General features: G+C 56.0%; 15 protein-coding genes. 8 read left to right on the top strand and 7 right to left on the bottom strand.

The annotated features are described in order from the left end of the window. Nucleotides 1–90 precede the first annotated feature (90 nt). The 3 genes from glnH to rhtA form a co-directional block, all read right to left on the bottom strand. Complete coding sequence (glnH, locus tag IM291_RS03700) at nucleotides 91–834, bottom strand: glutamine ABC transporter substrate-binding protein GlnH (RefSeq protein ID WP_014831177.1); 744 nt, start codon at nucleotides 832–834, stop codon at nucleotides 91–93. Nucleotides 835–1195: 361 nt separating this feature from the next. Next, entirely contained in the window at nucleotides 1196–1699 is a 504-nt protein-coding gene (dps, locus tag IM291_RS03695; RefSeq protein WP_008501171.1) for a DNA starvation/stationary phase protection protein Dps, read from the bottom strand. A 299-nt stretch (nucleotides 1700–1998) separates the two neighbouring features. Further along, nucleotides 1999–2886, bottom strand: coding sequence for a threonine/homoserine exporter RhtA (gene rhtA / locus IM291_RS03690; protein ID WP_041910716.1), 888 nt, complete (start codon nucleotides 2884–2886; stop codon nucleotides 1999–2001). 355 nt (nucleotides 2887–3241) lie between these two features. Here rhtA and ompX point away from each other — a divergent pair, with 355 nt between their 5' ends. Continuing rightward, on the top strand, nucleotides 3242–3760 hold the full coding sequence (gene ompX, locus IM291_RS03685) for an outer membrane protein OmpX (protein WP_028012448.1): 519 nt from the start codon (nucleotides 3242–3244) through the stop codon (nucleotides 3758–3760). Between the two features lie 117 nt (nucleotides 3761–3877). On the opposite strand, the gene IM291_RS03680 is transcribed toward ompX, so the two are convergent. Next, complete coding sequence (locus IM291_RS03680; protein WP_192986182.1) at nucleotides 3878–5461, bottom strand: phosphoethanolamine transferase; 1584 nt, start codon at nucleotides 5459–5461, stop codon at nucleotides 3878–3880. A gap of 269 nt (nucleotides 5462–5730) precedes the next feature. Continuing rightward, a complete protein-coding gene (gene mntS / locus IM291_RS03675; RefSeq protein WP_014831181.1) occupies nucleotides 5731–5859 on the bottom strand; it encodes a manganase accumulation protein MntS in 129 nt (42 codons plus the stop codon). Between the two features lie 183 nt (nucleotides 5860–6042). Between mntS and mntR the strand changes: the two genes are divergently transcribed. The 7 genes from mntR to iroN all read left to right on the top strand — a co-directional run bounded on the left by mntR (nucleotide 6043) and on the right by iroN (nucleotide 15575). After that, nucleotides 6043–6516 (top strand): manganese-binding transcriptional regulator MntR, encoded by a 474-nt coding sequence (mntR, locus tag IM291_RS03670; protein ID WP_028012450.1) that lies wholly within the window; start codon nucleotides 6043–6045, stop codon nucleotides 6514–6516. Then, a complete protein-coding gene (locus IM291_RS03665) occupies nucleotides 6513–7622 on the top strand; it encodes an anion transporter (protein WP_028012451.1) in 1110 nt (369 codons plus the stop codon). Before mntR ends, IM291_RS03665 begins: the two co-directional genes overlap by 4 nt. Nucleotides 7623–7723: 101 nt before the next feature. After that, the gene (locus IM291_RS03660) at nucleotides 7724–8818 is read left to right on the top strand and encodes an HlyD family secretion protein (protein ID WP_041910714.1); all 1095 of its coding nucleotides are present in this window, start codon (nucleotides 7724–7726) and stop codon (nucleotides 8816–8818) included. Next, the gene (locus tag IM291_RS03655) at nucleotides 8815–10386 is read left to right on the top strand and encodes a DHA2 family efflux MFS transporter permease subunit (protein ID WP_028012453.1); all 1572 of its coding nucleotides are present in this window, start codon (nucleotides 8815–8817) and stop codon (nucleotides 10384–10386) included. The genes IM291_RS03660 and IM291_RS03655 overlap by 4 nt, the downstream gene beginning before the upstream one ends. Beyond that, nucleotides 10386–11909 (top strand): efflux transporter outer membrane subunit, encoded by a 1524-nt coding sequence (locus IM291_RS03650; RefSeq protein WP_192986180.1) that lies wholly within the window; start codon nucleotides 10386–10388, stop codon nucleotides 11907–11909. Before IM291_RS03655 ends, IM291_RS03650 begins: the two co-directional genes overlap by 1 nt. Before the next feature lie 104 nt (nucleotides 11910–12013). Then, entirely contained in the window at nucleotides 12014–13054 is a 1041-nt protein-coding gene (locus IM291_RS03645; RefSeq protein WP_192986178.1) for an aldo/keto reductase, read from the top strand. A 346-nt stretch (nucleotides 13055–13400) separates the two neighbouring features. After that, the gene (iroN, locus tag IM291_RS03640; RefSeq protein ID WP_192972092.1) at nucleotides 13401–15575 is read left to right on the top strand and encodes a siderophore salmochelin receptor IroN; all 2175 of its coding nucleotides are present in this window, start codon (nucleotides 13401–13403) and stop codon (nucleotides 15573–15575) included. A 44-nt stretch (nucleotides 15576–15619) separates the two neighbouring features. Here iroN and IM291_RS03635 read toward each other — a convergent pair whose 3' ends face one another. Both IM291_RS03635 and IM291_RS03630 read right to left on the bottom strand, forming a co-directional pair. After that, the gene (locus IM291_RS03635) at nucleotides 15620–16576 is read right to left on the bottom strand and encodes an alpha/beta hydrolase (protein ID WP_028012457.1); all 957 of its coding nucleotides are present in this window, start codon (nucleotides 16574–16576) and stop codon (nucleotides 15620–15622) included. An 83-nt stretch (nucleotides 16577–16659) separates the two neighbouring features. Beyond that, nucleotides 16660–17889: an esterase family protein gene (locus IM291_RS03630; protein ID WP_032102662.1), complete on the bottom strand. Its 1230-nt coding sequence runs from the start codon at nucleotides 17887–17889 to the stop codon at nucleotides 16660–16662. Nucleotides 17890–17989: the final 100 nt, after the last annotated feature.

Genomic DNA, 17989 nt, shown 5'->3' with positions numbered 1-17989 from the left:
GTATTCCTGTATACCGTGGTGAAAAACGAAAAATGTAGGCCCGGCCAGCGTGAGCGCCGCCGGGCGCTATAAACCTGAATTCAGGTAAAATTATTTAGGCTCAGTACCGAACCATTTTTTATAGATTTCGTTGTAAGTGCCGTTCTCTTTCAGCGTTTTCAGCGCGCCGTTAACTTTCGTGCGCAGATCGTCGCTGCCTTTCGGGAACGCGATACCGTACTGCTGAGCTTCCAGAGAGTCGCCCACGGCTTTGAACTTGCCGTTACCAGCCGTTTTAATGAAGTACAGGATGTTCGGCGTGTCGTGCAGAACAGCGTCAGCACGGTTAGTGCCGAGTTCCATATACGCGTTGTCAATGTTCGGGAACTGGCGCAGGTCTTTGGTTTTGATGTTCGCTTTCGCGTAATCCACGGAACCGGTGCCGCTCTTCACTGCCACCACTTTACCGTCGAGGTCTTTCACGCTTTTTACGTCGTTATTATCCGCTTTGACCATCACCAGCAGGCCGCTTTTGTAGTAGCCGTCAGAGAAGTCGATCGCTTTTTTACGTTCTTCGGTAATGGTGATGCCCGCCAGCGCCAGATCGACGTTTTTGGTTTGCAGCGCCGGGATGATGCCGCTGAAGTCCATCGGCTTCAGGGTGTAGTCCAGTTTGAGTTCTTTGGCGATAGCGGCCCACAGATCAACATCAAAACCAACGTATTTGTCACCCTGTTTGAATTCAAACGGAACGAACGCCGTGTCGGTCGCCACAACCAGTTTGTCGGCAGCCTGAGAGGACACCGCAAAAGCCAGGGTAAGTGCAGCCAGTGAAACTTTTAATACAGACTTCATAGCATTTCCTTTTATATCCACGGGGCGATCCCCTGCGAGAACGACTGGCACAATGAAAAAATCGTGCCAACTTTACAAGCTGTTGTTTTACAAAGGGGATGAAATCATACATTGCACAAAAAGCGTGGCAATGATGTCGTGTTGCACCAGTATGGAGCACCATTTTGGTGCGCTTCGTTTGGGTCAACTGACGGGGAGATATTAAGCGTAAATTCTGACGAAAAAACAATCTTCCATTAACGGTTGTGTGAGGTGATTATTACAATTTATTCACTTTTGCACCGTCTCAGGCAAAAACTGTGCACCATAAATGTGCAAAACCCTCACCAGAGGCGAGGGTTTGACAGGAAAGTCTTATGGATTACTCGATGTTAGATTCGATAAACCACAGGAACTGATCCAGGTCGCGGGACGCGGCGGTGAAGATGTCTGCGGTATCTTCATCTTTGGCTTCGCTAATCGCTTTGCGCACGTCATTGGCCACAATCGCGTAGCGGTCCGCCAGCTCTTTCAGGTGATCCTGAACGGTGTGGATATCCAGCGGGTAGCTTTTCAGCGGCGTTTTGCTGTTGATCACCTGCGTGGTCCCAAGCGCGACACCACCCAGTTGAACGGCACGTTCAGCCATCGTATCGAGGTGTGTCACCAGTGCTGTGCGGAAGCCATCCAGCATTTCATGGACGGCAATAAAGTTTGCACCGCGCATATTCCAGTGGGCCTGTTTGGTGATCAGCGAAAGATCGATGAACTGGATCACCTGGCGATTCAGCAACTCAATGGTCGCTTTTTTGTCGCTATCCGATACATCGTTACGGGTATAAAGCAGATTAGACGCTTTCGTTTTCACCAGTTTAGCGGTACTCATAATCTCATATCCTCTTGATGTTTATGTCCCAGGTAATTACGGAACTAAGTATAGCACCGGATTTTTTCTCTGCGGTCTGGCTGTGCCTATCGGTTTAATAGCAAGAAGGAGGTTGATAATCTAATTTGTTGAAATTAGTAGATAATTTTAAAATTGATGCGGATCAATCTTAATTCGCATAGAGGATAATGGGTGCGGGAGGATATTTCGGTAATATGACAAACTATGTAAGAAATTATAACGGATGATGTTCTGGCCTTTATTCTGCATGGCCGTGAAGCCATGCAGAATATATGGCGTTAGCCGATGTCGATTTTCTCAACTTTAGGTTCAGGGCGCATGGTGAGCGTTGACCCCATTGACGCCGCGATAATTGAGCAGAGCGCCAGCGTCTGGGTAAACGTCAGCGTTTCGCCCAGGAACACCATCCCGGAGATCGCCGCAAGGGCGGGCTCCATGCTCATCAGAGTGCCAAATATACGCGTCGGCAGACGCGTCAGGGCAATCATCTCCAGAGAATAGGGGAGTGCCGTTGAAAGAATAGCGACCGCCAGCCCGATGGGCATGACTGACCATTGCCAGATAGACTCCGTGGCCTGCGCCATACCGATCGGGACAAAAACGATAGCCGCAATCACGGAACCCAGGGCGACCGTTGCCGGGCCATGCTCTTCACCCGCTCGCTGCCCGGTGAGTATATAGACAGCCCAGCAGGCTCCTGCTCCCAGCGCCAGCGCTGCGCCCGTGAGATCAATCTCAGAGACATTCTGGCCGAGCGGCAGCAGGAACCATAAGCCCAGAACGGCCAGCACGACCCAGATAAAATCCACCGGACGACGTGACGAGAAAAGCGCGACCGCCAGCGGGCCGGTAAACTCCAGCGCGACGGCAATCCCCAGCGGGATAGTCTGGATGGAGAGGTAGAACATATAGTTCATTGCCCCGAGGGACAGACCATAAAAAAGCAGGGGGAGACGTTGCTCTTTTTTGAAGCGCAGACGCCAGGGTTTGAAGATGACGACCAGTATCGCCGTTCCCAGCACGATACGCAGGGCTGTTACCCCGGGCGCACCCACCAATGGAAAAAGCGATTTTGCCAGCGAAGCACCGCTTTGGATGGACAACATGGCAATAAGTATGACGGCTACCGGCAACCAGACCGACGACGTGCGGGATAACCCAGGCATCCTTTCTCCTGTCAGCTAATGTCAAGTGGAGTAAAGGTTGCAGTGTAAAGGAAATATACAGCTACGGTTGAGACTACGTTGAAAAAAAAGAGCCGTAAAATCCGTAAAATGGTTAAGCGCTGGTGGATTTATCACCTGAAAGATTAGGAATAATCTGGATGAATGTAACGGCGCAGACGCGCAATATGGGCGTTTAGTAGGAAAAATCGCATGTGATTTGAAAGAGTTAGCTGAGGTTGGAAACGTTCTGTTACAGGAAAGGCCTCGTTAGACATCGCGAATCACAAAGAGTTTCGCAAAATTTTTTGATATATTTAAAACTTACGGACTTACTTGAAGCACATTTGAGGTGGTTATGAAAAAAATTGCATGTCTTTCAGCACTGGCCGCTGTACTGGCTGTTTCCGCAGGTACCGCTGTAGCTGCTACTTCTACTGTAACTGGTGGTTACGCTCAGAGCGATATGCAGGGCGTGATGAACAAAACCAACGGTTTCAACCTGAAGTATCGTTACGAGCAGGATAACAACCCGCTGGGCGTGATCGGTTCTTTCACCTACACCGAGAAAGATCGTACTGAAAACGGCGCATACAACAAAGGCCAGTACTACGGTATCACTGCTGGTCCAGCTTACCGTCTGAACGACTGGGCGAGCATCTACGGTGTTGTAGGTGTTGGCTACGGTAAATTCCAGCAGACCGAAAACCAGGGTCTGAACCGCACTGCAAGCAACAGCGACTACGGCTTCTCCTATGGCGCAGGCCTGCAGTTCAACCCAATCCAGGACGTGGCGCTGGACTTCTCCTATGAGCAGAGCCGTATCCGCAACGTTGACGTTGGCACCTGGATCGCGGGCGTAGGTTACCGCTTCTAATCACTTCGGTGAGCTAATAAAAAATCCGCCCAATGTGGCGGATTTTTTTTAGCTTTTTCCCTCTCCTTGTGGGAGAGGGTCAGGGTGAGGGTATCAGACCGCACGAGATCGCACAGCTTACTTACTCTTAATATCAAAAATATCGGTACCCAGATGGTTATAGTCAACTTTCTGTAACTTGAAGTTGGTAACGTACACTGGGGGCGCTTTCTTGTTGGAGATAAACGGGTAACCATTTTTTATCTCTTTGGCCTTAATCCCCGTCCACTGCGAGAAGAACTGCAGGAAATCATTCGCCGAGCGCCGCGCTTTGATAATGCGATGCGTTTTATCATCACTCGACAGCACCATAAACGGCACCTGGAAATTCTGCTGGAACTGGTCGTCGTGCGCCAGATACTGCACTTCTTTGCCGCGCTCTTTAAACGCCAGCCCGTGATCTGAGAAATAGACCACAGAGAAGCTTTCGCCCGTATTGCGCAGCTGATCGTAAAGCTTGCTGAGCAGCTCGTCGGTTTGCGTCATGGTATAGAGATAGCAAGAGGTCTCTTTCGACTGCACAAACTCCGCGTATTTACCGCCAGTGCGATCGCAGGCCTGCGGGTGCGATCCCATCAGGTGCAGAACAATCAGCTGCGGCTGGGTGCGCGGGGTAGCAAAGACCTGCGCCGTCATCTTCAGCAGCGCCTCGTCTTTGGTGTTTTTGTCGGCTTCAAAATCGCCGCTCTTCAGGAACTGCACTTCGTCAGCACGCTTAGCAATACTGGCGATGGCGGTGTCGTATTCGCCAATTTGCCCCTGATTGGAGAACCACCAGGTCTGAAAACCGGCGCGGTTGGCCAGCGTGACAAAATTATCCTGAAACTGAGGTTTGCCATCCACTACGCGGTTCAGCGTCAGGCCGAGCGATTTCTGCGTCGAGCCGCTGGCCGCCACATAATCGGTAAACAGGGTGCCGTTGACAGAGCTGGCAAACGGTGTGTTATTCCAGTGCCCGCCGAATGCGCCCAGCGCGTCGCGACGTGCGCTCTCGCCAATCACCACCACATAGGTATGGTATTTCGGCTTAACCGCCAGCACGTTCCAGGTGTCTTTCATATTGGAAAGTTCAGCCATGCGCGCCTGCTCGTCGAGAACCTCTTTATTGTTCACGACGACGTCTTTAACGAAACGGAACACCGGATAGCCCGTATCTTTTAGCTTGAACACGCCGCCCCAGGCCAGGTTTTGCACCGGCGCAACGAAAAACGTCCCCACGCTAAACGCCAGGCACAGAGACTCCATTTTTCCCCATGATCTCTTCGCGTCTGCTTTGCGACGAACCGCGATGACGCCAAGCGCAAAGATAAAGAGGCCGACGACGTAGCTGTACCAGGGGAAGATCGTCAGGATCTCCGTCGACTCTTCCATATTGGTGGAGTGCAGCGCCAGCAGGGTGTTGAAGTTTGGCGCGCCGTAGGCCTGGCCAAACGGGAAATACATCGCAGCTATCAGCGAACAGACCCCTACCAACGCTTTTTGCGCGCGCGGGGCTGCTCGCCACAGCACATGCAGGATGCAGGTGAAAGCCACTGCATAAAGCAGGCTGAAGGGATAGCCGAGCGCAAAGTTAATCAGCAGCGACTGCAAAAAGTAAAATCCCGTCCACGGGCTTAAGGCCCGGCTGCGGGTAACGATGGTATCTATCAGGGTTACATTCATAGGTCACTATCACAAAAACGCCATGTGCTCACCCTGGCGCCAAGGGTCAAAGCCTGCCGGACAGTGCGTGGAAAGGGAATGAGAGGTCCGCTTCAGCGAGCCGCAAATTGTGCAGGGCTGCAAGAAGATAGTGCGAGCGTGAATTAAGGTCAACAGTTGCTAAACAGATGTTTTGCGAAGGGGGCTACAAATCCGCAAAAATTATCGGGAATTGGTCAGTTTACAGCGGAAGTGTGACAGAAAAATGAAGCGGCGTACCGCAACGCCGCTTAGTGGGAAGGTTTGTCGTCCTGATGCGGTTTGTTGTTAAACATATCGCACAGCATGTTCAACAGCATTAAGCGCACTTTAAAAGGAGAGTGGGTAAACACGGTCATGCACCTCTTGAATTCGTTCATGAGACCTCCTGATGTTTGATCCCTTCGATCCGTGAAGGGTGACTGCATTACATACAGATATAGCACAGGCTATATTGTATAGCTATGGCTATTTCGTTAATTTTTTGTGCTTGTGGAGGGATGGTTTACAATGTGCGCTCTCGATACCGGGCGCTGGAAGCGTCACCCCAATGAGGAAGTACAATGAACCGTCGCGCAGGTAAGCCAGCCATTAAAAAAACGACGCAACTGGTGAATGTTGAAGAACATGTCGAAGGTTTTCGCCAGGTCCGTGAAGCGCACCGGCGTGAACTGATTGATGATTATGTTGAACTGATTTCCGATCTGATCCGCGAGGTTGGGGAAGCGCGTCAGGTCGATATGGCCGCCAGGCTCGGGGTTTCGCAGCCGACGGTCGCTAAAATGTTAAAACGTCTGGCCTCGGTAGGCCTGATCGAAATGATCCCCTGGCGCGGCGTGTTTCTGACGCCGGAAGGGGAGAAGCTTGCGCAGGAGAGCCGCGAGCGCCATCAGCTTGTCGAGAACTTTTTGCTGGTGCTGGGCGTCAGCCCGGAAATTGCCCGTCGGGATGCGGAAGGAATGGAGCACCACGTTAGCGAAGAGACGCTGGTAAAGTTTCGCGAATTTACCCTTAAATATGGTCCCTCCGCTGAATGAAAATCCCTGGACTGCAGGCCCTCTCACGCGATCGTTTCTTCCATCTCTTATTAATCATTGGCGCCGGGTTAAGCCTGTTTGTGCCGTTTGCGCCACAGGCCTGGTCTGCGGCGATTGACTGGCGCACCATCATCACCCTGAGCGGGTTAATGATGCTGACCAAAGGGGTCGAGCTGAGCGGCTATTTTGACGTCCTGGGGCGTAAAATGGTGCGCCGTTTTGCCACCGAGCGCAGGCTGGCCCTGTTTATGGTCTTCTCCGCCGCGGTGCTGTCGACGTTTCTGACCAATGATGTGGCGCTGTTTATCATCGTGCCCCTCACGCTCACCCTGCGTAAGCTTTGCGAGATCCCGGTCAGCAGACTGATCATCTTTGAAGCGCTCGCCGTTAACGCCGGTTCTCTGTTGACGCCCATCGGCAACCCGCAAAATATTCTTCTCTGGGGACGTTCCGGTCTGTCATTCGCCGCCTTTACCTGGCAGATGGCGCCTCTGGCGCTGGTGATGATGCTGTCGCTGCTGGCGGTCTGCTGGTTCGCGTTTCCGGATAAAAAGCTGCAATACCATAGCGGGACCACGGGCCCGCAGTGGCAGCCGCGGCTGGTCTGGAGCTGCCTCGGGCTGTATATCGTCTTTCTGTTCGCCCTGGAGCTGAGGTATGAGCTGGCTGGCGTCCTGCTCGTCGCCGCGGGCTTTGTCGTGCTGGCGCGGCGCGTGCTGGTGAGCGTGGACTGGACGCTGCTGCTGGTCTTTATGGCGATGTTCATCGACGTGCATCTGCTTATTCAGCTTCCGGTGCTGCAAAACGTTCTGCACAGCGTCAGCACGCTGTCGCAGCCGGGGCTGTGGCTGACGGCGATTGGCCTGTCGCAGTTTATCAGCAACGTGCCTGCCACCATTCTGCTGCTCAACTACGTTCCGCCGGATACGCTGCTGGCCTGGGCGGTGAACATCGGTGGGTTTGGGCTGCTGCCCGGCTCGCTGGCAAACCTGATCGCCCTGCGCATGGCCAACGACCGTCGCATCTGGTGGCGCTTCCACCTCTGGTCGATCCCGATGCTGCTCTGGGCTGCGGCGATCGGTTTCGGACTATTCCTTCTCATATAGTGCGCAATTTGTCAGTTTTTCCTGGCAAATGTATAGCAACGTCCTAGCTTTAGTGAACGGCATAGTGTGATGCCGCTCACTGACAGGACCGTTGCTGAATTATGGCAGAAGAACAAAATCCACCTGCTGACGAGCAGGATAAAAACAATAACGAGCGTAAACGCCCGGGCAAAAAACCGTTAATTATCCTTGGCATCGTGGTCATCGTGATGGTGATCGTGGCGCTGGTCTGGTGGTTTTTAACCCGCAACGAAGAGACGACCGACGACGCCTTTACCGACGGCGACGTGGTGACGATTGCCCCTAAAACGGCGGGCTACGTTACCGAGCTTCGCGTACGGGATAACCAGCGCGTGAAGAAAGGGGACGTGCTGGTGGTGATCGATCCGCGTGATACCACCGCCCAGCGCGATCAGGCTCAGGCTCAGCTTGGGCTGGCTATCGCGCAGCTGCATCAGGCCCAGGCGCAGCTGGCGCTCTCAAAAGTGCAGTATCCCGCCCAGCGTGACGAAGCCAAAGCGCAGGTGCTGAAAGCGCAGGCCGATCTGGCGAACGCGCAGGCAGAGTACCGGCGCCAGCGCGGCGTCGACCCGCGCGCGACCACCCAGCAAAGTATTGATTCTGCGAACGCTCAGCTGCGCAGTGCCCAGGCTGGCCTTGCCAGCGCACAGGCGCAGCTGGAAGTGGCGGAGCAGGTACAGCTGCAAATCCGCCAACAGGAGACCAACGTCGAAGCCCGCGAGCGTCAGGTCGAACAGGCCAAAGCGCAGCTGGAAACCGCGAATCTGAACCTCTCTTACACCGAAGTCCGCGCCCCGTTCGACGGCTTTGTCACCAAACGCAACGTGCAGCCCGGCACGCTGGTTCAGGCGGGCACCGCGCTGTTCTCGCTGGTCTCCCCGAACGTGTGGGTGGTGGCGAACTTTAAAGAGTCCCAGCTTGAGCGCATGAAGCCCGGCGATAAGGTCAGCGTCTCCGTGGATGCCTGGCCGGATATGGAGCTTGAAGGCCATATCGACAGCATCCAGCAGGGCAGCGGCTCGCGCTTCTCCGCCTTCCCGTCGGAAAACGCCACCGGTAACTTCGTGAAGATTGTTCAGCGCGTACCGGTAAAAATCGTCATTGATAAAGGTCTGGATCCGAACAAGCCGCTGCCGCTGGGGCTGTCGGTTGAACCGAAGGTCACCGTGGAATGACGGATCATAGCCACGATAACTGGAAGCCCGCCAGTAACCCGTGGGCGGTGGCGATTGTCGTCACCCTGGCGGTGTTCATGGAAATTCTGGACACCACCATCGTCAACGTCGCGCTGCCGCACGTGGCGGGGTCGCTCTCGGCCAGCTACGACGAATCCACCTGGGTACTGACAAGCTACCTGGTGGCGAACGGCATCGTGCTGCCCATCTCGGCGTTCCTGAGCCGGCTGTTTGGCCGCAAGCAGTTCTTCCTCATTTGCATCGTGATGTTCACCATCTGCTCGTTTCTGTGCGGCATCGCCACCGAGCTGTGGCAAATCATCCTGTTCCGCGTGATGCAGGGCTTCTTTGGCGGCGGGCTACAGCCCACCCAGCAGTCGGTGCTGCTCGACTACTTCAAGCCGGAGGACAGGGGCAAAGCGTTTGGGCTTTCCTCCATTGCGATTATCGTCGCGCCGGTGCTCGGCCCGACGCTGGGGGGCTGGATCACCGACAACTACTCCTGGCGCTGGGTGTTCTTTATCAACATCCCGGTGGGGATTGTGACGGTGCTGGCGATCTACCAGCTGCTGGAAGATCCGCCGTGGGAGAGCAAATCAAAAGAGAAGCTGACCATCGACTGGACGGGGATCGGCCTGATCGCCCTCGGTCTCGGTTGTTTGCAGGTGATGCTCGACCGGGGCGAGGATGACGACTGGTTCTACTCGAACTTTATCCGCACCTTCGCGGTGCTGACGCTGGTCGGCATTATCGGCGCAATCTACTGGCTGATGTATGCCAAAAAGCCGGTGGTGGATCTGCACTGCATGAAGGACCGCAACTTCGCGATCTCCAGCCTGCTGATGGCGGGGATGGCGATGATCCTCTACGGCAGCTCGGTGGTGATCCCGCAGCTGGCGCAGCAGGATCTGGGCTATACCGCCACCTGGTCCGGGCTGGTGCTCTCGCCCGGCGCGGTGCTGATCGTGCTGACCATCCCGCTGGTGCTGAAGCTGATGCCGGTGGTGCAGACGCGCTGGATCATCGCCTTTGGCTTTACCTGCCTGGCGGTGTCGTTCTTCTGGTCGCGCACGCTGACGCCGGATATTGACTTCGAAACCCTGGTGCTGTTCCGCAGCGCCCAGTCGATTGGTCTGGGGTTCCTGTTTGTGCCGCTCACCACCATCGCCTTCATCTCGATACCGAGACGGCTCAACGCCGATGCGGCGGCGCTGTTTACCATGTTCCGCAACGTGGCGGGGTCCATCGGGATTTCTCTCTCGACGGCGGCCATCACCGAGCGCGCGCAGGCGCACAGCGCGCACCTTGCCTACCACGCCTCGCCGTTTAACGAGCAGTTCCAGCTGGCGATTCGCGAAAGCGCCCAGGCGATCCAGAACTTCACCACCCAGGTGGGCGATCCGACCGGGATTGCCACCGGGCGGATGTACCAGACGATGATCGAGCAGTCCCGCTTCCTGGCCTACATCGACGTCTTCACCATTCTGAGCGCCGTGGCCTTGCTATTGATTCCGTTTTGTTTGTTGCTCTCGCCGGTTAAGAGCGAGGGGAGTGCAGGAGCACACTGATGATACACAGACGTTTACACCCCCTGATGATAATGATGCTGCTGGTGGGCTGCGCCGTCGGGCCGGACTACCAGCAGCCTGCGCCACCCGCCGTTACGCACTGGAACGATAAGGGCGACAGCGCGGTAAAATCGCAAACCACCTCCGCCGCGACCAATCCGCGCTGGTGGAAAACCTTCGGCTCGCCGCAGCTCGACAGTCTGGTTGAACGCGCCATCGCCGGTAACCTGACGCTGCAGCAAACGGTGCTGCGCATTGCCGAGGCGCGTGAACAGATTAACCAGGCGGGCGGGGCATTTTTCCCGTCGGTGAACGGCAATCTGCAGGCGACGCGCCAGCAGCTCGGGCTGGAAGGGGAGCTAAAATCTCACGGCGTGTACGACCAGCTGGATAATGTCGACCCTGAACTCAGAGGCGCGCTGGGACCGCTGACGCAGCCGATTAACCTTTATCAGGGCAGCTTCGACGCCCAGTGGGAAATCGACCTGTGGGGCAAGGTGCGCCGTCAGGTAGAAGCGGCTGAGGCGCAGCAGAAGGCCGCCATCGAACAGCGTAACGATGCGCTGGTGTCGCTGGAAGCGGAAGTGGCGCGGGCGTGGCTCCAGCTGCGCGGGGCGCAGAGCATTATCGCTACCCTGAACACCCAGATTAAAAGCGCGCAGCAGACGCTGGATCTGACCGAAAGCCGCCAGCGCGGCGGGCTGTCGCCGCAGATGGACGTGGAAAACGCCCGGGCGCAGCTGGGTAATCTTGAAGCCCAGCTGCCGCAGTATCAGGCCCAGGAACGCCAGGCGATGAACGGACTGGCTATTCTGCTCGGCAAGCCGCCGGGGGCGCTGGATAGCGAGCTGCAATCCGCGCAGCCAATGCCCGCGCTGCCGGATATCGTGCAGACTGGTATACCGTCCACGCTGGCGCGCCGCCGTCCGGACGTGCGCGAAGCGGAGGCCAACCTTCATGCCGCCACGGCGCAGATTGGCGTCTCGGTGGCCGAGCTGTTCCCGAGTTTTACCCTCTCCGGACAGTTTGGCCTGCGCAACAGCGAATCCGGCTGGCTGACCGACTGGAGCAGCCACTTCTACAGCTTCGGCCCGCAGGTTTCCATACCGATTTTCCAGGGTGGTCGGCTGGTCTCCAGCGTTAAGGTGGCGCGCGCGCAGCAGGGTGCTGCGGTACTGGACTATCGCCAGACGGTGCTGACCGCGCTCGGCGATGTCGAAAACGCGCTGGTGAGCTATCGCACCGACCAGCAGCGTGAAGCGGGTCTCGCGAAAACCATTGATGCCCTGCAAAACGCCTTTGACCTGGCGAGCGACAGCTATCGCCAGGGGATCGCCAGCTTTATTGACGTGCTGGACGCCCAGCGTCAGCTGGCGCAGGCCGAACAGCAGCGCGCGCAGGCGCAGGTACAAAGCGCCCTCGATCTGGTGGCGCTCTACAAGGCGCTCGGCGGCGGCTGGGAGCCGTATCAGCAGGTGCAGCTGCCGGACTACAGCGTCTTTGGCGACGCCCCGCGCGGATAAATATTCAGAGGATTGGGCAAGAAACGGACAGGAACGCCACATTCGCGATGGCTGAGGGGCGGGTATAACTATCGGGTACCCAATCGACATGCGAGGATTATCTTATGCGTTATCAAAAACTGGGCAACACCGGTCTGTTCGTTTCTGAACTGTGCCTCGGCACCATGACCTTCGGCGGAGAAGGCGGCATGTGGGGCAAGATTGGTCAGCTCCAGCAGAGCGAAGCAGAACAGCTGGTGGGCCGTGCGCTGGATGCCGGGATCAACTTTATCGATACCGCGGACGTTTACTCGGAAGGGCGCTCGGAGGTGATCCTCGGGCAGGCGCTGAAAAATCTCAACGTCCCGCGCGAGAACGTGGTGGTCGCGACTAAAGTATTTGGCGAAACCGGGACGGCGGGAGTGAACTCGCGCGGCAGCTCGCGCTATCACATCATCAGCAGCGTGAAGGAGAGCCTGCGCCGCCTGCAGCTCGATCATATCGATCTCTATCAGCTTCACGGTTTCGATCCGGTCACGCCGATTGAGGAGACGCTGTATGCGCTGGATAACCTGGTGCAGCACGGCCACGTGCGCTACATCGGCGTCTCGAACTGGGCGGCGTGGCAGATAGCCAAAGCGCTGGGCATTTCCGAGCGACTCGGGCTGGCGCGTTTTGCGTCATTGCAGGCGTACTACACCATCGCCGGGCGTGACCTTGAGCGCGAGCTGGTGCCGATGATGCAGAGCGAAGGCGTCGGGCTGATGGTCTGGAGCCCGCTGGCGGGCGGCCTGCTGAGTGGAAAATATGGTCGCGACGGGCAGAGCGAAGCCGGTAGCCGCCGTCTGGCGTTCGACTTCCCGCCGGTGGACAAAGAGCGCGCCTTTGACTGCGTGGACGTGATGCGCGTGATTGCCGAAAGTAAGGGCGCCTCCGTGGCGCAAATCGCGCTGGCGTGGCTGCTGCACCAGAAAGCGGTGACCAGCGTCATCATCGGGGCGAAACGGGTCGATCAGTTGGATGACAACATTGCCGCAACCGGCATTCAGCTGAGCGATGATGAGCTGAAACAGCTGGATGCGGTCAGCGCGCTGCCGCGCGAGTATCCTGGCTGGATGCTGGAGCGCCAGGGCGAGTACCGTCGCAATCAGTTAGCGCAACAATAACCTTTCTTTCCCCGGTGGCGCTTGCGCTTACCGGGGCTGCGTTCCCTTGTAATGACATATTAACGTTATGTCACTACACGAAATACCAATGGGCTGTTCTCTTCTTCCGCTGTTTCAGTATGCCAGCTTTACGAACGCACAGGGCGGTACCCGGGAAGAATCACTCCGGGCCAATGCGTGCGTTTCATTAATGCGCGCATCCGTGTATTAAGGATTGCCTTAATCCTCTCCAAATGATATTAATTATCATTCTTATTATAAAAATAATGGCAGTTTAAAATATCTGGCAAGGATGTGAGCTTAACGATCGATCACTTTTACGTTAGGCATGTATTAGGGAATGGGTATGAGAATTATCAAGATCTTCTGGCCGCTCACTGCGCTCCTGGCAGGGTTGAACAGTCAGGTATCACTGGCAAAATCCTCCGATGATAACGACGAGACCCTGGTGGTGGAAGCCACCGCTGAGCAGGTACTCAAACAGCAGCCGGGCGTGTCGATTATTACCAGCGAAGATATTAAAAAGAACCCTCCGGTCAACGATCTCTCCGATATTATTCGCAAAATGCCCGGTGTCAATCTGACCGGCAACAGCGCCTCGGGTACACGTGGTAATAACCGCCAGATCGACATTCGCGGCATGGGGCCGGAGAACACCTTAATTTTAATTGATGGTATACCGGTGACGTCGCGCAACGCCGTGCGTTATAGCTGGCGTGGAGAGCGTGATACCCGCGGCGACACCAACTGGGTGCCACCGGAACAGGTTGAGCGTATTGAAGTGATCCGCGGCCCTGCGGCGGCACGCTACGGTTCGGGCGCAGCGGGCGGGGTGGTGAACATCATTACCAAACGCCCTACCAACGACTGGCACGGTTCGCTGTCGTTATACACCAACCAGCCGGAAAGCAGCGACGAAGGCGCTACGCGTCGCGCCAACTTCAGCCTTAGCGGGCCGCTGGCTGGCGATGCGCTGGCCATGCGCCTGTACGGAAACCTGAATAAAACCGATGCCGACAGCTGGGATATTAACTCCTCGGCCGGTACGAAAAACGCGGCCGGGCATGAAGGGGTGCGCAACAAAGATATTAACGGCGTTGTCTCGTGGAAATTAAATCCGCAGCAAATTATCGATTTCGAAGCCGGATATAGCCGCCAGGGGAATATCTATGCAGGCGATACGCAAAACAGTTCTTCCAGTGCCGTCACTGAAAGCCTGGCGAAATCCGGCGAAGAGACGAACCGCCTGTACCGGCAGAATTATGGCATTACACATAATGGTATCTGGGACTGGGGTCAAAGCCGTTTTGGTGTCTATTACGAGAAAACCAATAACACCCGCATGAATGAAGGATTATCCGGCGGCGGTGAAGGGCGTATTTCGGCGGATGAAAAGTTCACGACCAATCGCCTGAGCTCCTGGCGAACCAGCGGCGAGCTTAATATTCCGCTGAATGCGCTGGTCGATCAAACGCTGACCGTGGGTGCGGAGTGGAGCCGAGATGAGCTCGACGATCCTTCCTCTACCAGCCTGACCGTGGATGACAGTGATATCGGCGGCATTTCTGGCTCGGCTGCGGATCGCAGCAGTAAAAACCATTCCCAAATCAGTGCGCTGTATATTGAAGATAATATTGAGCCGGTTCCCGGCACGAATATCATTCCCGGCCTGCGCTTTGATTATCTCAACGAGTCCGGCGGTAACTTCAGCCCCAGCCTGAACCTCTCGCAGGAATTGGGCGATTACTTCAAAGTCAAAGCGGGGATTGCCAGAACCTTTAAAGCACCAAACCTGTACCAATCCAGCGAAGGTTATCTGCTCTACTCGAAAGGCAACGGTTGTCCAAAAGATATTACATCGGGCGGCTGCTACCTGATCGGTAATAAAGATCTCGATCCGGAAATCAGCATCAATAAAGAAATTGGGCTGGAGTTCGCCTGGGAAGATTACCATGCCAGCGTGACCTACTTCCGCAATGACTACCAGAATAAGATCGTGGCCGGCGATAATGTTATCGGGCAAACCGCTTCCGGCGCATATATTCTCCAGTGGCAGAACGGCGGGAAAGCACTGGTGGACGGTATCGAAGCCAGCATGGCGTTCCCGCTGGTGAAAGATCGTCTGAACTGGAATACCAATGCCACCTGGATGATCACCTCGGAGCAAAAAGACACCGGTAACCCGCTGTCGATCATCCCGAAATACACCATTAATAACTCGCTTGACTGGACCATCACCCAGGCGTTCTCTGCCAGCGTCAACTGGACGTTATACGGCAGACAAAAACCGCGTACTCATTCGGAAACTCGTAGTGAAGATACTGGCGGTCTGTCAGGTAAAGAGCTGGGCGCTTATTCGCTGGTGGGGACGAACTTCAATTACGATATTAATAAAAATCTGCGTCTTAACATTGGTGTCAGCAATATCTTAGATAAACAGATCTACCGATCTTCCGAAGGGGCGAATACCTATAACGAGCCTGGCCGGGCTTATTATGCCGGTGTTACCGCGTCATTTTGATCGTAGTGTTACAGGTATACTGCCCGCATCAAGGCGGGCAGTGTTTAGCGGCTTAATGAATGACAGCCTGCTGTGTTACCTGCGTTTTCACCACTGATATCTAACAGCGCTCCGCGGAAGGAGGCGTTGAACATCGGCCCGTGTCCCTGGTTTGGGAAATCCCAAAAGGCGGCATTGACGCCTTTATCTTCCAGCGTGGCGAGGGTGGCATGAATTTTCGTCAGCACTCCGGCAGCATGCGTTTCCCGGTTATCGCCCGGTGTCGCCGAACCTTCCATTATCATCAGGCGCCTGGCGCAGTGTTGCGACGGCTCAACCGCCGTGATGCGGCTCAGTAGCGCATCATGGCCTCTGCCCAACGACGGGCTGGCGCTGTAATACGTCCGGAAATAAGGGGAAGACAGCCATGCATCCAGCACGAACAGGCCGCCGTAGGAGTGCCCCCACAGGCCGCGACGCTGCCGATCGATATTCAATCCCTGTTCCACCTTTGGCGCTATACGCGTTTCCAGTAACTGGCGGAAGTCGTTGCTACCCCCACTCTTACGGTTAAAACGCCCGTTGCGGGTATCCGTTTTGCCGCTTTCTTCTGCTGGCGTATAGTCGTAGGCCCTGCCGTTGAGATCGAAGGGGAGGTTGGTCTGATACCCGACAGCCACAATCACCGGCGGTGATTTTTCTGCCAGCTGTTTGAGCAGGTCGTCGTTCAGGCGGTCCATAACTGCGTTGCCGTCGAGCATATATAAAATCGGGTAGCCCGACGCCGGTGCGGCTTTATTTGGCACGGCCGTCCATACCCGATAATGGCGGCTGCCATCGGCGGAGTCGAACGAGTTGACGCTGAAATGGTAAAACGCAGAGCCTTTATCGGCGATATTCGGCCCCAGTGGCTGCATATCCGGCTTTGCGAAAGCGTGCGCATTCCAGATAAGGGTGAGACCAGAAAGAAGAGTGACAAGCGCCTTGCGTGAGCGTGTTGGGCGATACTTGCGGGCATACATCTGATGTTTATTCCTTTTCCGCAGGTGACATTTTCTTTATTCAGGAAGCCTGTACAGTTGCCTGAAAGTGTTCGCGGGTCAAGTCAACCCTGGAGTAAACCAAGCCCGTCAATCAGTGCGCCGCGCCACCATGCGTAATCGTGACCTCCGGTATACATTGCGCAATGGCTGTCGACGCCAGCGGTAAGCAACTGCTGATGCAGCCGCTGAACGTGGGGTACCGTCGAACCTTCCAGCGATCCCACGCACAGGCGGATGCGCACGCCCTGCGGCGGGGCAGAAAGCAGATGTTCGCTCACCCATGACGAATCGGTTTCGCTGAACACGTTTGGCCGGCTGGCACCCTCTGGCGTCCACCACATCGAAGGGGAGTGGCTGAGCGCCAGCCCGAACGTTTCCGGTGCGTAACGAGCGGCCATGAGCGCGCTGACCCCGCCGAGGCTCTGTCCGGCCAGCACGGTGCGCGAACGGTCTGCCCACCGCCGCTGTGGGTGTTCGGCGCGGATCGTCGGCAACAACTGGCCGGCGATATCCTTTATCAGCTCGCTGCGCCCGCCGAGTATCGCAGTTCGCTCGTGTTCATCGATATTGTCGATGCCAAGTACAGCCACAGGCACGATGCGTCCGTTGTTTATGGCGGCGTCAATTGCCGCGCATACGCCAAGGTGATCGAACCAGGTTTCACCATCGGGCAGTACCACCAGGCCGAGGGGCTGCGAAACATCAACGTCCGGCAGATAGAGCCGAACCCGGCGCGATTCCCCGGCGAGAGTGCGCGCCGAGGTAAGCAATTGCCCGCTGGGTGACCCGCCGCGCCATTCGGACTGGGCGGGGGCTTTATCAAGCGCCAGCACCGACTCCTGTGTGCTTCCCCGAACGTTGATCCCCGGCGTTTTGTTTAGCGGATCGGCGTGCCCGACGAGGGTAGCAAAGCGGCCTCCGGACTGTGCAATCGTCTCGGCCGGGGTGCCGGGGGGGATTTCCACCAGCGAATAGGAGCCGCAGTAGCTTGCGGGTAAACGCAGTGTCAGAGTCCAGATATCCGTCGCGGGAAGGGCGGTCATCATCCCTTTCGCCACGTGCTCTTTATCCGTCACCCGATTCAGACGCAGATAAACGCCCTGTAGAGGGTGCCTGGCGCGCCATAGAAATGTCACATCACGCTCGTCTTTCGCTCCGTCGACTGGCGTCACCAGCGGTACATTTAGCGACTCAGCGTCTCGCCAGAAGTCAGAAAGGTTAGCAATGTGGCCTGCTGCCAGCTGGCTGCGCAGCCTGGCGATAGCAGAGGGATGTTGTTGCATGTTCAGCATTCACTCTCTTTGAATATGAAGGGTGTCAGTATAAATAGCTAAAGCGGCTATTCCGGGAACAGCCGCTTTAGCGCGTGTTTTGTAATGTCTTACGTGCGCA

The sequence above is a fragment of the Enterobacter cloacae complex sp. P27C genome (assembly GCF_014895705.1).
Lineage (GTDB): Bacteria > Pseudomonadota > Gammaproteobacteria > Enterobacterales > Enterobacteriaceae > Enterobacter > Enterobacter bugandensis.
The sequence above is the reverse complement of the archived record's forward strand: the minus strand, read 5'-3'. Positions and strand labels throughout refer to the sequence as shown.

Excerpts from the sequence above, each read along its gene's own strand:
- iroN (WP_192972092.1), top strand. The coding sequence starts at position 13,401 with ATGAGAATTATCAAGATCTTCTGGCCGCTCACTGCGCTCCTGGCAGGG.
- IM291_RS03635 (WP_028012457.1), bottom strand. The coding sequence starts at position 16,576 with ATGTATGCCCGCAAGTATCGCCCAACACGCTCACGCAAGGCGCTTGTC.
- rhtA (WP_041910716.1), bottom strand. The coding sequence starts at position 2,886 with ATGCCTGGGTTATCCCGCACGTCGTCGGTCTGGTTGCCGGTAGCCGTC.
- dps (WP_008501171.1), bottom strand. The coding sequence starts at position 1,699 with ATGAGTACCGCTAAACTGGTGAAAACGAAAGCGTCTAATCTGCTTTAT.
- mntS (WP_014831181.1), bottom strand. The coding sequence starts at position 5,859 with ATGAACGAATTCAAGAGGTGCATGACCGTGTTTACCCACTCTCCTTTT.
- glnH (WP_014831177.1), bottom strand. The coding sequence starts at position 834 with ATGAAGTCTGTATTAAAAGTTTCACTGGCTGCACTTACCCTGGCTTTT.
- ompX (WP_028012448.1), top strand. The coding sequence starts at position 3,242 with ATGAAAAAAATTGCATGTCTTTCAGCACTGGCCGCTGTACTGGCTGTT.
- IM291_RS03680 (WP_192986182.1), bottom strand. The coding sequence starts at position 5,461 with ATGAATGTAACCCTGATAGATACCATCGTTACCCGCAGCCGGGCCTTA.
- IM291_RS03655 (WP_028012453.1), top strand. The coding sequence starts at position 8,815 with ATGACGGATCATAGCCACGATAACTGGAAGCCCGCCAGTAACCCGTGG.
- IM291_RS03630 (WP_032102662.1), bottom strand. The coding sequence starts at position 17,889 with ATGCTGAACATGCAACAACATCCCTCTGCTATCGCCAGGCTGCGCAGC.
- IM291_RS03650 (WP_192986180.1), top strand. The coding sequence starts at position 10,386 with ATGATACACAGACGTTTACACCCCCTGATGATAATGATGCTGCTGGTG.
- mntR (WP_028012450.1), top strand. The coding sequence starts at position 6,043 with ATGAACCGTCGCGCAGGTAAGCCAGCCATTAAAAAAACGACGCAACTG.
- IM291_RS03660 (WP_041910714.1), top strand. The coding sequence starts at position 7,724 with ATGGCAGAAGAACAAAATCCACCTGCTGACGAGCAGGATAAAAACAAT.
- IM291_RS03665 (WP_028012451.1), top strand. The coding sequence starts at position 6,513 with ATGAAAATCCCTGGACTGCAGGCCCTCTCACGCGATCGTTTCTTCCAT.
- IM291_RS03645 (WP_192986178.1), top strand. The coding sequence starts at position 12,014 with ATGCGTTATCAAAAACTGGGCAACACCGGTCTGTTCGTTTCTGAACTG.